At 67.1% G+C, this 13,360-nt stretch carries 9 protein-coding genes; 1 reads left to right on the forward strand and 8 read right to left on the reverse strand.

Translation table 11 applies throughout. The features are described 5' to 3' along the window. Positions 1 to 6 precede the first annotated feature (6 nt). From mnhG to ACQ260_RS08190, 6 genes are read right to left on the reverse strand one after another with little or no spacing between them, the layout of a single operon-like run. On the reverse strand, positions 7 to 471 hold the full coding sequence (gene mnhG, locus ACQ260_RS08165; RefSeq protein ID WP_432558933.1) for a monovalent cation/H(+) antiporter subunit G: 465 nt from the start codon (positions 469 to 471) through the stop codon (positions 7 to 9). Then, the gene (locus ACQ260_RS08170; protein ID WP_432558934.1) at positions 468 to 872 is read right to left on the reverse strand and encodes an MrpF/PhaF family protein; all 405 of its coding nucleotides are present in this window, start codon (positions 870 to 872) and stop codon (positions 468 to 470) included. Before ACQ260_RS08170 ends, mnhG begins: the two co-directional genes overlap by 4 nt. Continuing rightward, complete coding sequence (locus ACQ260_RS08175; protein ID WP_432558935.1) at positions 865 to 1,410, reverse strand: Na+/H+ antiporter subunit E; 546 nt, start codon at positions 1,408 to 1,410, stop codon at positions 865 to 867. The genes ACQ260_RS08170 and ACQ260_RS08175 overlap by 8 nt, the downstream gene beginning before the upstream one ends. Continuing rightward, positions 1,410 to 2,945 (reverse strand): Na+/H+ antiporter subunit D, encoded by a 1,536-nt coding sequence (locus tag ACQ260_RS08180; RefSeq protein WP_432558936.1) that lies wholly within the window; start codon positions 2,943 to 2,945, stop codon positions 1,410 to 1,412. Before ACQ260_RS08180 ends, ACQ260_RS08175 begins: the two co-directional genes overlap by 1 nt. Further along, positions 2,942 to 3,550 carry a Na(+)/H(+) antiporter subunit C gene (locus ACQ260_RS08185; protein WP_432558937.1) on the reverse strand — a complete coding sequence of 203 codons (609 nt, stop codon included), beginning with the start codon at positions 3,548 to 3,550 and terminating at the stop codon, positions 2,942 to 2,944. Before ACQ260_RS08185 ends, ACQ260_RS08180 begins: the two co-directional genes overlap by 4 nt. Beyond that, positions 3,547 to 6,447: a Na+/H+ antiporter subunit A gene (locus ACQ260_RS08190; RefSeq protein WP_432558938.1), complete on the reverse strand. Its 2,901-nt coding sequence runs from the start codon at positions 6,445 to 6,447 to the stop codon at positions 3,547 to 3,549. Before ACQ260_RS08190 ends, ACQ260_RS08185 begins: the two co-directional genes overlap by 4 nt. Positions 6,448 to 6,616: 169 nt before the next feature. On the opposite strand from ACQ260_RS08190, the gene mfd reads away from it, so the two are divergent. Then, positions 6,617 to 10,150, forward strand: coding sequence for a transcription-repair coupling factor (gene mfd, locus ACQ260_RS08195; protein WP_432558939.1), 3,534 nt, complete (start codon positions 6,617 to 6,619; stop codon positions 10,148 to 10,150). A gap of 10 nt (positions 10,151 to 10,160) precedes the next feature. Here the strand turns inward: mfd and ACQ260_RS08200 are convergent, their stop codons facing one another. Beyond that, on the reverse strand, positions 10,161 to 11,654 hold the full coding sequence (locus ACQ260_RS08200) for an MFS transporter (RefSeq protein WP_432558940.1): 1,494 nt from the start codon (positions 11,652 to 11,654) through the stop codon (positions 10,161 to 10,163). Positions 11,655 to 11,830: 176 nt separating this feature from the next. After that, the gene (locus ACQ260_RS08205; protein WP_432558941.1) at positions 11,831 to 13,246 is read right to left on the reverse strand and encodes an NAD(P)/FAD-dependent oxidoreductase; all 1,416 of its coding nucleotides are present in this window, start codon (positions 13,244 to 13,246) and stop codon (positions 11,831 to 11,833) included. Positions 13,247 to 13,360 lie beyond the last annotated feature (114 nt).

Below are 13,360 nucleotides of genomic sequence, written 5' to 3' on the forward strand. Positions count from 1 at the left end.
AGTCTCTCATCGCTGCGATGACGGGTCATCCGGGTTCGGCGCGCTGTCGCCCGAGGTTTTCCCTGAACTGTCCCTGTCCTCGGCGGACTCCTTGCGCTTCTTCTTCGGCGTCGGCGGATGAGCCGGGTTGACCGGGTCACCGTCCACCCGGCCGAGTTGCACCTGGGCTGTGCGTACGCCTGCCCGGCTCAGCATCTGCGAGGCCACCGGGGCGGTGAGGAGCTGGAACACGGCGACGAGCGCCGCCATGGTGATCACCGGGATCGACCGCATCGTCAGTGCGACGGCGAACACGACCAGCAACACACCGAGCACCTGCGGCTTGGTCGCGGCGTGCATGCGGGAGAGCAGGTCGGGAAAGCGCAGCAGACCGATCGAGGCGGCCACGCAGAGGAAGGCGCCGAGCAGCACACAGAGCAGCGCGATCAGATCCAGAACTGCGCCGACGGTCTCCGGCAAGGTAAACGTCATGGCGCGTCCTTCCGATCGCCCGAGAGCCAGCGTGGGAACTCCGGGTCTCTGTCCTTCGGCGCCTTCTTCGCGAGTTCCTGGCGGCGATGGCGTTCGCGGGCGGCGGCCGCCCCGTCGTCATCGCTGTCCCGTGCGACGAACCGCGACACTGCGACGGTGCCGACGAACGCGATCAGCGCCAGCGTCACGAGCATCGGCAGGGACCAGGAATGGCGGGAGAGCACCATCTCGGCGCCGACCGCGCAGATGAGCGACGACACCAGCAGGTCGGCCGCGAGCGCACGGCTGAGCACCGACGGGCCCCGGACCAATTTGATGATCGTCAGCAACACGTCGATGAGGAGCATGACGATCACGGCGCCGGCTACCCAGGGGATCAGCGTGTCCACCAACTCAGTCATGGCGTGTCTCCTCCTGCGGGCCGACTCCGCAGCCCTCGAGTGGGGGAGCGCCGAAGGCGTTGGCGACCCGTCGCTCCAGGCGGTGGATCCGCCGTGCCTCGGCGAGCAGTCGCTCGTCGTCGCAGTGGTCGATGATGTGGATCAGCAGGTGGCCCTGCTCGTCCAGGTCGATCACGACCGTGCCCGGCACGAGGGAGGTCATCTCGGCTGTCACCGTGCGACGGAAGTCGTCGGTCTCGTGCAGTCGGATGGCGACCACACGGCCCTCGGTGATGCCACTCGGTCGCATCGCCATCCACGCGACCAGGAAACTCGACCACACCAGGTTGGAGAGGAAGGTGATCGTCAACCACAGCATGGGGATCGGGCGCACCCGGAAGCGTGCGAGGCGCCTCGGCATCGGGAAGGCGAACAGGACGATCGTGCCCATGAGGAGGCCCATCGCGAGCGCACCCCAGCTCCAAGTGCCTCCCATGAGCAGCCACAACACGGTGAGAGCGACGAGGGAGCCGACTCGGAATCGGCGGACGGTGCTCATCAGCGGCCCCCTGGTCCGAGCACGCTCGCGAGATAGGGCGCGCGCTCCAGCAAAGTGATGGCGGCACGGTCGGTGATTTCGTACAAAGGTCCACCGAACACCGTGAGGGACACGCTGAACGCAACCAGCATGACCGTCGGAAGCACCACGCCCTGGGTGAGCGGGGCCAGCCGCGGGGTCTCGTAGTCCTCGATCGGTGCCCGCCAGAACGCGCGCGACCAGACGCGGGACATGGCATAGAGCGTCAGAAGGCTGGTGAGAGCGGAGCCGGCCAGCAGTGTGTACCCCAGCGGCGTGCCCAGTTCGGCACCCGCCTGCAGCAGCCCGACCTTCCCGATGAAGCCCGACAGCGGAGGGATTCCGGACAGGTTCATCGCCGGGAGGAAGAACAGGAGGCTCAGCAACGGCGCGGTGACAGTCAGACCGCCGAGCTTGCTGATCGACGTGGTCCCACGTTTGAGCTCGACCAGCCCCGTCACCAGGAACAGCGTGGTCTGGATGGTGATGTGGTGCACGACGTAATAGATCGCGGCACCCAGCCCGGTGATGTTGCCGACCGCGAGACCAAAGAGCATGTAGCCGATGTGGGACACCAGCGTGAACGACAGGATTCGTTTGATGTCGTCCTGCGCGACCGCACCCAGGATGCCGACCACCATCGTCAACAGAGCAGCCCACATCAGCAGAGTGTGCAATCGGTCGCCCGGGAACAGGAGGGTCTGCACCCTGATGAGCGAATAGATGCCGACCTTGGTGAGCAATCCGGCGAACACTGCGGTCACCGGGGCGGGCGCGGTCGGATAGGAGTCCGGCAGCCAGCCCGACATCGGGAACACCGCGGCCTTGATGCAGAAACCGAGCAGGAGCATCGTCTGCAGCATCAGCTGGGTGGACTCCGGGAGCTCCGGGATGCGCAGGGCGAGCCGGGCGAGGTTGACGGTGCCGGTGGCCGCGTACACGAAGCCGATGGCCGACAGGAAGACCAACGACGACAGCAGGTTGACGATCACATAGTTGACGCCCGCGCGCACACGCTCCTGGGTGCCGCCCAGGGTGAGCAAAACGAAGCTGGCGAACAACAACATTTCGAAACCGACATACAGGTGGAACAGGTCTCCCGAGACGAACGTCGTGGAGACGCCGGCGGACAGCACGAGCAGCGTGGGGTGAAAGATCGGCAGCGGTGCGCCGCCGTCGTGCTCGTCCTCGTCGTCCGACCGGCGGCCCTGGCCCGAGGAATAGAGCATGACCGCGAGGGTGACCACGGTCGACACCACGAGCATCAGCGCCGAGAGCCGGTCGACGACGAGCACGATGCCCTGGCTGGCCGGCCAGCCACCGACGCGGACGCTGAGGATCCGAACCTGGTCGGTCGCGTACAGCATCACCCCGGAGATCGCGACCACCGCACCCAGCGTCGTGCCCGACACGAAACGCTGGACCCTGGTATGGCGACCCGTGACGACGGTCAGACCTGCGCCGATCAGCGGCAGGACCACGACCAACGGCACGAGGAAGTCATAGGTGAACGTCATGGTTGGCGGCTCCCCTCGCCACCGTCGCCGCTCGGGGCGTCCGGCTGTTCGCTGGGAGAGTCCTCCGGCGGGGTGGCGTCGGCGGGGTCGGCCTCGGCGCCCTCGGGTGTCTGCTCGGCTTCGGTCCTGGAAATGCGGGACACCTCATCGTCTTCCGGGAACGGATGTTCCTCGTCGTCCACCGAATAGGGGTCGCCGATGTCCTGATAGTCGGAATCGGACATGTCGTTGGCGACCGCGCGTTCGTGGGTGCGGGCGCTCTCGACGTCATCCACGACGACGTCGGTGTCATGCAGATGCACTGCCCGGTGAGCGAGCGCGAGCGCGAACGCGGTGACCGCCAGCGTGATCACGATCGCGGTCAGCACCATGGCCTGGGGAAGCGGGTCGGCCATCTCGCCGGTGCCGATCGGCGGATTGCTCTTGCCGTCGACCAGGGGCGCGGCGCCGGCGCGGCCGGACGCGACCATGTACATCAAATTCACGCCGTTGCCCATCAGGAGCACGCCGAGCAGGGCGCGCACGAGTGCCCGGGACAACAGCAGCACCGTTCCGGCGCCGAACAGAACCCCGCAGAGCAGGGCCAGCGTCAGGCTGGGGCTCATCGGCGTTCTCCCATCGGCTCATAGTCACCCGGGACGATCGCGCGACCCTCCGCCTCGGCGATCCGATAGTCGAGCGAGGAACCCAGGGACCGCAGAATGTCGAGCATCAGCCCGATCACGACGAGATAGACGCCGATGTCGAAGAACATCGAGGTCACGATGTGCAGATTGCCGATCAGCGGCAGCGGGATGTCGAAAGTCCACGATTCCAGCACTTGGCCGCCGACCAGCATCGAGACGAAGCCCACACCGGCGGACAGGAACAGCCCGCTGCCCAGCAGCGCACCCGGCATGACCGGCATCGCGGCCCGCAGTTCTGCAGCACCGCCCGCGAGATAGCGGATCGTGAGACCGAGACCGGCGACCAGACCACCGGCGAAGCCGCCGCCCGGGTCGTTGTGTCCGGTGAACAGCAGATACAAAGACCACAGCATGACCGCGTGGAAGATCAGGCGGGTGACGACCTCGAACATGAGGGAGCGGCGCCCGGACGGCACGGCCCGCACCTCCGACAGCCAGCCCACCTCGGCGATGGTGCTGCTGCGCACCAGACGCTTGGCGCGTGCGGCGGCGAGGTTGAGCCGAACCCGCGACAGGTTGGTGGACTGGATGAAGATCAGCGATGCGACACCGGTGGCGGCGACCAGCACCACGGATATCTCGCCCATGGTGTCCCAGGCCCGGATGTCGACGAGGATCACGTTGACGATGTTGTAACCCCCGCCGAACTCCACCGCCGACTGGGGCATCCCGGTGGAGTCGGGCTGGCCCGTGCGGCCCATCGGGGCCACGAGGGCGACCCCGGTGAACACGAGCCCGGTGAGGACGCCCAACAGGATCCGCCACACGCGCACACCGCCGGTCACGATGTCGGGGAAGTGCGCGGAGAATCGACGCAACACGAGCACGAACACGACCAGTGACACGGTCTCCACGAGCACCTGCGTCAGGGCGAGATCAGGGGCACCATGCAGCAGGAACAGCAGCGCCGAGCCATAGCCGGTCACGCCCACCAGGAACACCGCCCGGAACCGTCGCCGCGAGTTGACGGCGGCGAGGGCGGCGATCGCGATCACGATCGAGGTGGCGAGCTGGGCAGGGGACTCCCAGAGCAGGATGCCCACGGGCATGCCCGCGCCGATCACGTCGAGCCAGGCGAGCAGAGTCGCACCGCCGGGGATGACGATGAGGACCACCAGGATCAGGGACAGCGAGAGCGGCAGTGAGCCACGGTGGAGCAGGCCGGTGACCTCGAGGGAGACCCGATCGAGCCCCTTCATGATTCCGCGATAGGCCGAGACGGCAGCCGGCACGTGCGGGGCTGCCCGCTGCCAACTCTCGACGTGGACGCGGAGAGCGAACACGATGGCGCCGAGGGCGAGCGTCACGAGGGAGAGCAGCAGCACGAGGTTGAGCCCGTGCCACAGCCCGAGGTGCGCCGCATAGCCCTCGGCCGGGAACAGTCTCGTGTAGAGCCCGAACATGGGCTCCGCGAGGGCGCTCGGCGCGCCGAGCACCAGACCGAGGGCACCCAGGGCCACCGGCACGGCCGTGACGACCCACGGGTTGGCATGGCTCTCGGACGGCGCCTCGGCCTCGCTTCCCGGGCCCCACGCGCCCCAGACGAACCGCGCACTGTACGCAAACGTCAGCACCGAGCCGGTGAACACCACGGCCAGCATCCACTGGCTGAACCGCCCCTCGCCGTGGAGCAGCGCCGAATAGGCGGCCTCCTTGCCGACGAAGCCGAGCAGGGGCGGCACTCCCGCCATCGAGGCAGCAGCCAGGGTGGACGCGACCGCGAGAACCGGCATTCGGCGGCCGAGTCCGTCGAGCACGCGGAGGTCCCGAGTGCCCGTGGCGTGATCGATCGCGCCCACGGTCAGGAACAACGAGGCCTTGAACACCGCGTGGGCGACCAACATGGTCAAGCCGGCCAGCGCGGCATTCTGCGTACCCGAGCCGAACAGGATCACGAGAAAGCCCAGCTGGCTGACGGTGCCGTAGGCGAGGAGAAGCTTGAGGTCGTGCTGACGCAGTGCCCGATAGCCGCCGATCACCATCGTCAGGCCACCCAGGACGAGGCAGGTGAGTTGCCACTCGGTGCGGTCTGCGAAACCGGGCGCGAACCGGGCGACGAGATAGATGCCGGCCTTCACCATGGCTGCCGCATGGAGGTACGCCGAAACCGGCGTCGGCGCCGCCATCGCGCCGGGCAACCAGAAATGGAAGGGGACGAGCGCGGACTTGCTGATCGCACCGACGAGGATGAGCACCACGGCGGCGGCGACCGCAGGCCCCGGCTCGGGCGGCGCGGCGATCAGCTCCGACAGTCGATAGGTCCCGCCGGCGAGGCCCAGCACCACCATGCCGACCAGCATCGCGAGGCCGCCGAACGTGGTCACGACGAGCGCCTGGGTGGCGGCCTGACGAGACTCCGACTTGTCGCTGAGGTGCCCGACCAGCAGATAGCTGAGAACGGTCGTGATCTCCCAGAACAGATAGAGCAACAGCAGGTTGTCGCTCCACACCAGACCGAGCATGGCGCCGGAGAACGCAGTGAGGTGGGCGGCGAAGCGCTCGAGGTCGGGCTCGCCGTCCTCGAAATATCCCGCGCAATAGCTGAGCACCAGCACGCCGATGATCGAGATGATCAGCGTGAGGACCCAACTGAGCATGTCCATGCGCAGGTCGATCGTCATCGCGATGGCGGGGATCCACTGCCACAGTTGCGTCGGCAGGTCGCCGTCGAGAACCGCGGGAGCCTGCGAGATCGCCCACACCGCCGTCCCCACGTTGGGCAGGGCCAACGCCCAGAACGCACGTCGCCCGAACACCCGCACGAGGAATGGGGCCACGGCGTACGCGACAAAGTGAACGATAAGCAGTGCGAGCACAGGCCTCCCCTAGGTCTGAGCTTTGGGCGGATTACGAAGTGTAGTGGGACCTTCCGACAAAACGTCGCCCCGACCAGATGCAAGTAACCTTCGACCGGTCCGGCGGTCGCCCCCGGGTCCCCGTCCCGAAGCGGCTGGGGCCTTGTCGCGCCGGACTATCCTTCGTCGAGTGACTCTGCCCGGTCTGGTCAAGCTCATCTCCGCCGATCCGGTCGTCGCCGCAGCGCGGGACGACGCGCGCTCGCGCACCGTCAGCACGACGGACATCACCGCAACTCCGTCCTTCCGGCCCCTGTTGGCCGCTGCGCTCGCCGAGGACCGGCCGCTGCTGGTCGTGACCTCGACCTATCGCGAAGCGGAGAACCTCGTCACCGCCTTGCGGACGGTGCTGGACGAGGAGGCGGTGGCCTACTTCCCGGCTTGGGAGACTCTCCCGCACGAACGCCTGAGTCCGCGTTCGGACACGGTCGGGCGGCGGCTGACCGTGCTGCGCAGGATCGCCGGCACCGACGTCGAGCCCGCGCCCCGCGTGGTCGTGGCGCCGATCCGGTCGGTCATCCAGCCACAGGTGAAAGGGCTCGCCAACCTGCTGCCGGTCCGCATCCGGACCGGTGAGGACCATGACCTGGGCGAACTCGCGGAGCGACTGGTCGGTGCCGCGTACAACCGCGTCGACCTCGTCGAGCGCCGCGGTGAGTTCGCGATCCGCGGCGGCATCGTGGACGTCTTCCCGCCCACCTTCGAGCACCCCGTCCGCATCGACTTCTTCGGGGACACCGTCGAGGAGATGCGGCTGTTCACCGTCGCCGACCAGCGGTCCAGCGACGAGGTGATCACCGAGATGATCGCGACGCCCTGCCGGGAACTGTTGTTGGACGCGGGAGTGCGCCGCCGAGCCGCCGCCCTCGCCCAGACCTATCCGCAGCTGGCCGAGATGCTCGAAAAGCTCGCCGAGGGACATGCGGTCGAGGGGATGGAATCCCTGGCGCCCGTGCTCGTCGAGGGCATGGAGCTCCTGGTCGACGTCCTGCCCGCGGACACGTTGGTCCTGGTGTGTGATCCGGAGCTCGTGCGGGGACGTGCGGCGGATCTCCACGCGACCAGTGAGGAATTCCTGAAGGCCTCGTGGGCGGCCGCCGCGGCGGGCGGGAAGGCGCCGATCGACCTGGGGGCGTCGGCGTACCGATCGCTCGCGGACGTCCGCGACCATGCCCTGACGCGGGGCCTGGGCTGGTGGACGTTGTCTCCGTTCGCGGCCGGACCGGACACAACCGACCTCAGCCTCCCCGAATCGAGGATCGTGCCGGTTCACCCGACCGAGTCCTGGCGCGGTGACACAGACGCCGCCGTCACCGCCATCAAGGCGGCGGTGTCGGACGGCTGGCGGGTCGTGATGGTCGCGGAGGGCAAGGGACTGGTCAAGCGCATGGTCGAAGTGCTGACCGACGCGGAGGTCGGCACCAAGGCGGTGCGCGTGCTCAACAACCCGCCCAAGCAGGGGATCGTGACAGTGCTGATGGGCGAGCTCGCCCACGGCTTCCGGTTGGATTCGGTCAAGCTCGCCGTCTTCACCGGTGGTGATCTGTCCGGTCGTGCACCGGCGGACAAGTCGATGCGGCGGATGCCGACCCGACGCAAGAACCAGATCGACCCGCTCGAGCTCAGAGCCGGTGACCCGGTCGTGCACCAGCAGCACGGCGTCGGGCGCTATGTGGAGATGATCCAGCGGACCGTGGGGGAGTCGACGCGGGAATATCTCGTCATCGAATATGCGCCCAGCAAGCGCGGCCATCCCGGGGACCGGCTGTTCGTGCCGATGGACCAGCTCGACCAGGTCACGCGCTATGTCGGCGGGGAGAATCCCACCCTCGACAAGATGGGCGGTGCGGACTGGAACAAGCGCAAGTCGAAGGCCCGTCGGGCCGTCAAGCAGATCGCGGCGGAGCTGATCAAGCTCTATGCGGCGCGGCAGGCCTCGCGGGGTCACGCTTTCTCGGCCGACACGACCTGGCAGCGCGAACTGGAGGACGCGTTCGCCTATGTCGAGACGCCGGACCAGCTCGCCTGCATCACCGAGGTCAAGGAGGACATGGAGCAGGTCGTGCCCATGGACCGGCTGATCTGCGGTGACGTCGGCTATGGCAAGACCGAGATCGCCGTCCGGGCCGCGTTCAAGGCGGTGCAGGACGGCAAGCAGGTCGCGGTTCTGGTCCCGACGACGATCCTGGTCCAGCAGCATGCGCAGACGTTCGCGGACCGGTACGCCGGATTCCCGGTGCGAGTCGGGTCTCTCTCCCGGTTCCAGTCGGACAAGGAGGCCAAGGAGGTCATCGACGGGGTGGCCACCGGCAAGGTGGATGTCGTGGTCGGCACCCACCGGTTGCTGTCCCAGGAGATCGCGTTCCACGACCTCGGGCTGGTGATCATCGACGAGGAGCAGCGGTTCGGCGTCGAGCACAAAGAGAAACTGAAGCAGTTGCGGCTCAACGTCGACGTGCTGGCCATGTCGGCGACACCGATCCCCCGAACGCTGGAGATGGCGGTCACCGGCATCCGGGAGATGTCCACGATCGCCACGCCGCCCGAGGAACGCCACCCGGTGCTGACTTTCGCCGGCCCCTATGACCGGGCTCAGGTGGTCGCAGCGATCCGGCGGGAGCTGTTGCGGGAGGGCCAAGTCTTCTATATCCACAACCGCACGCAGTCGATCGACAAGGTCGCCGGGCAACTCGCGGAGTGGATCCCCGAGGCGCGGGTGGTCACTGCGCACGGGCAGATGGGGGAGAAGCGGCTGGAACAGGTGATGCTCGACTTCGCCGAGCGCAAGGCGGACGTGCTCGTGTGCACGACGATCGTCGAGGCCGGTCTGGACATTTCGACCGCCAACACGCTGATCATCGAGCGGGCCGACGTGTTGGGCCTGTCCCAGCTGCATCAGTTGCGGGGTCGTGTGGGTCGTGGCCGGGAGCGTGGTTATGCGTACCTCCTGTATCCCCCCGACAAACCACTCACCGAGACCGCGCACGACCGGCTGACGACGATGGCCGCCACGAACGAGCTCGGCGCGGGCATGCAGATCGCGATGAAGGACCTGGAGATCCGCGGCGCGGGCAACCTGCTGGGCGGGGAACAGTCCGGCCACATCGCGGATGTGGGTTTCGATCTCTATATCCGGCTTGTGGGGGAGGCCGTCACGAACTTCCGGAGCGACGGCACGGAGCCGGAGACCGAGGCGGAGATGCGCGTGGAGCTGCCGGTCGAGGCGCACCTGCCGAGCGACTATGTCGGGTCGGAGAGGTTGCGCCTGGAGATGTACAAGCGACTGGCCGAGGTCCGCACCGAAGAGGATCTCCGCGAGGTGCGCGCCGAGCTGTTGGACCGCTATGGCTCGTTGCCGGCGCCGGTGGAGACCCTGCTGTCGGTCGCGCGATTCCGCAACGCCGCACGGGCGGCAGGGTTGACGGAGGTCGTGTTGCAGGGGAATTTCGTACGCTTCGGCCCGCACGACCTGCCCGAGTCGAGGATGCTGCGACTGAAGCGGCTGCATCCGCGCGCCGTGGTGAAACCGAACTTCATCCTGGTGCCGCGACCACAGGCTGCTGTTATCGGCGGGCAGCCGCCGACCGACACCGAACTCCTGGCGTGGTGCGCGGAGGTGGTGGCGCAGGTGTTCGCCCGCGAGCCCGTGCCGGTCGCCGGCTGACTGCGGCGGCTCAGTCCTCCTTCTTGCCCTTCGGCACCGCGACCGCCGCGACGAGGGCGGCGATCAGGGCGAAGACCAGCATGCCGCCGATCGCGATGGCGGCGGCTTGGCGGATTGCGAGGTTGTCCTGGCGACCGGTCATCTCGAGCACATCACCGATGAAGTTGCCGGACGTCCCCTGCTGGAAGCCGAGGAAGAGCGACAGCGCGACTGCGGTGCCGATGGCACCGCCGAGCGACGAGGCCATCTTGAAGATGCCCATGCCGGAGCCGGCCTGCTCGGGCGGCAGGCTGGTCAGGCAGGCATCGGTGGCGGGGGTGGCGAAGAACGCCAGACCGAGACCGAACAGGGCATAGGCCACGACCGCGAGCCACATATAGACGCTCAGGTGCAGGTTGGTCAGCATCAGGATCGCCGCAGCCACGGCCACCAGCAGGGAGCCCCAGATCATCGGCTTGCGCGGGCCGAAGCGCTGCAGCAGCTTCTCGCCGGCCCGGATGAACAGGATGACCATGAGCGGATAACCGAGTGTCAGCGCGCCCGCGCGGAGCGTGTCGAGCCGATCGTCACGGGCGAGGAGCTGCTGGGACACAATCAGCAGGCCGAGCGTGCTGTTCATGGCGAAGTTGGCGGCCACCGTGCCGGTGAAGTTCATGTTCTTGAACAACCGGAAATCGATGAACGCGTTGTCGCGTCCGCGCTCGACGAAGACGAACACGATCAGGCCCACCACGAAGACGGCCAGCATCCCCAGGCTCAATGGCGACGTCCAGGCGAAGGCTTCGCTCTTGCCGCCGAAGGTGAGCACCATCATGAGCCCGAGCATCATGACGAGGAAGATGAGGAGGCCGCCGATGTCGAAACGCTTCCGCTCACCGGTCGGGGCGACCTTGCTCTCCGGAGTGCCCCACACGAGCGCGGCCGCGACGACCGACACGATCATCGAGAAGATGAAGATCCAGCGCCAGTTGAGGGTGGTCGCGGTCAGGCCACCGACGAACGCCGCGAGCCCGGCGCCGCCGAACGAACCGATCGACCACATGGAGACGGCGCGCTGGCGGCCGGGGCCATCCCAGTAGGCCTTGACCATCGCAATCGTGGCCGGCATGACGCAGGCCGCGGACAGACCCTGGATGGCGCGGCCGATGATCAACAAAGTGGAGGCCATGCCGCCGGTCGCGAACACGATGAACAGGCAGCCGACGATGTTGAGCGCGTTGCCGATGAGCGTCAGCCGGACGCGGCCATAACGGTCCGCCAAGCCGCCCATAAGGACGATGAACAGGCCGGACACCAAACCCGTCAGCGCGACGGCGAGGTTCATCGCTGTCGGCGAGAGCAATTCCGCGGCGCCGGGACGGTTGAGGTCTTCCATCACCTTGGGCGCCACCGTGCCCAACGAGATGGCGAACAACCAATAGGAGACGATGCTCAGGACCAAACCGATCAGGAGCTTGTCGTTCCCCTGGAACGCCTGCGGGGGGGACTTGACGGGTGCAGACATGACGCGCCTCCTTGCGCTGAGATGCCCGAAAAATACCGCGACGAACTGGTGTGTGTGCGGAGTTGCCAAAACATTTCAGGAGTAGGCGCAGAACAGGCGAAATCGTCCGGAAAACATGGCGGCCCCGATCGCGGGAAGCGAGCGGGGCCGGCCGAGGCGCGATGCGAAACGCCGGGTCAGGACTCCCGGACGTCGGCGGCATCCGACTGCGGGTTGTGACCGTTCAAGGTGGTGGGCGTGCCCAGTGGCACGTTCACGCCCAGTTCCTGTTTGTCGATCGGACCGCCGACACCGCGGTGCGCGACGTTCTCGGCGCCGTCGAACGTGATGATGCGGTGGCCACGGTTCTTGGAGAAGACCTGGGCGCGCGCCCACGTATACATAGCGCCGACGCGGTTGCCCCAGCCCACCAAATACATAATGTGGATGAACGCCCAAGCGCCGAATGCCGGCAGGCCGGTGAGCTTCATGCCGAACGATTCCGCGACCGCGGCCTTGTAGCCGATCGTGGCCATTGAGCCCTTGTCGAAATATTTGAACGGCGCCGGCTTGGGCTCGCCCTTCAATCGTCCTGCAAGCAACTGACCGACGTATTTGCCCTGCTGCATCGCCACCTGGGCGACACCGGGGAGCTTGTCGAGCGTCATGATGTCGCCGACCGCATAGACGTCGTCACGGCCTGCGACCGAACAATCGGGACCGACCGGGATGCGGCCCGCGCGATCCACCTCGATGTCGAGCTTCTCGGCCAAGATGCGCGCGAGCGGCGAGCCCTGGACACCGGCCGCCCAGATTCTGGTGCGGCAGGGGATGACCTCTTCCTTGCCGTCCGGTCCCTTCACGGTGATCGAGATGCGGTCCATGTCGACGGCGAGCGTGTTGGTGCGGATCTCCACGCCCATCTTGGTGAGCTTGTTGTGGGTCCACTTCTGGAGTTTCTTGTCGAAGGGCGGCAGCACCGAGGGGGCGCCTTCGAGCAGGAGAATGCGAGTCGACTTGGTGTCGATGTGGCGATAGTCTTGGGGTAGCACCACGTGGGCGAGCTCGGCGATCTGGCCGGCCAGCTCGACACCCGTCGGGCCGGCACCGATGATGGCGAAGGTCAGCCAGCGCTTCTTCTCCGCGGGGTCGGTTTCCAGCTCGGCCATCTCGTATTTGGCGAGAATGCCGTCCCTCAGATAGCGCGCATCCTCGATGGTCTTCATGCCAGGCGCGTACTGCGCGAACTTCTCCTCGTTGCCGAAATAGGAGTGGGTCGCGCCCGCGGCGAGGATCAGGGTGTCGAACGGCAGCCGCAACTCGCCGGTGTCCGGCTCGCGGGCGACGACGACCTTGTTCTCCATGTCGATGTCCTGGACCTCGGCCAGCGCGACCTGACAGTTCCGCTGCCCGCCGACGACGCGGCGGATCGCCGGCGCGATCAGGCCTTCGGGGAGGATGCCGGCGGCGACCTGATAGAGCAACGGCTGGAACAGGTGGTGGTTGGTGCGGTCAACGATCGTGATGTCCACGTCCGCCTTGGCGAGGGCGTGGGCGGCGTTGATGCCACCGAACCCTCCCCCGATGATGACAACTCGGTGTCGCTGCGCCATGTCCCACGGCTCCTTTGACTTGTGAACGCCGGCATTAGCTCTGGTCTGGCACATTATCGGCCCTGTTGTGCCCGGGTCTACGCCAGCGGTGAGTGCGTCCACCACCCGGAAGAC

Source organism: Ammonicoccus luteus, assembly GCF_050880385.1.
In the GTDB taxonomy this organism is placed as follows: Bacteria; Actinomycetota; Actinomycetes; order Propionibacteriales; family Propionibacteriaceae; genus Enemella.

Coding starts and splice junctions, on each gene's coding strand:
- mnhG (WP_432558933.1), bottom strand. CDS start 471: ATGACGTTTACCTTGCCGGAGACCGTCGGCGCAGTTCTGGATCTGATC.
- ACQ260_RS08170 (WP_432558934.1), bottom strand. CDS start 872: ATGACTGAGTTGGTGGACACGCTGATCCCCTGGGTAGCCGGCGCCGTG.
- ACQ260_RS08175 (WP_432558935.1), bottom strand. CDS start 1,410: ATGAGCACCGTCCGCCGATTCCGAGTCGGCTCCCTCGTCGCTCTCACC.
- ACQ260_RS08180 (WP_432558936.1), bottom strand. CDS start 2,945: ATGACGTTCACCTATGACTTCCTCGTGCCGTTGGTCGTGGTCCTGCCG.
- ACQ260_RS08185 (WP_432558937.1), bottom strand. CDS start 3,550: ATGAGCCCCAGCCTGACGCTGGCCCTGCTCTGCGGGGTTCTGTTCGGC.
- ACQ260_RS08200 (WP_432558940.1), bottom strand. CDS start 11,654: ATGTCTGCACCCGTCAAGTCCCCCCCGCAGGCGTTCCAGGGGAACGAC.
- ACQ260_RS08205 (WP_432558941.1), bottom strand. CDS start 13,246: ATGGCGCAGCGACACCGAGTTGTCATCATCGGGGGAGGGTTCGGTGGC.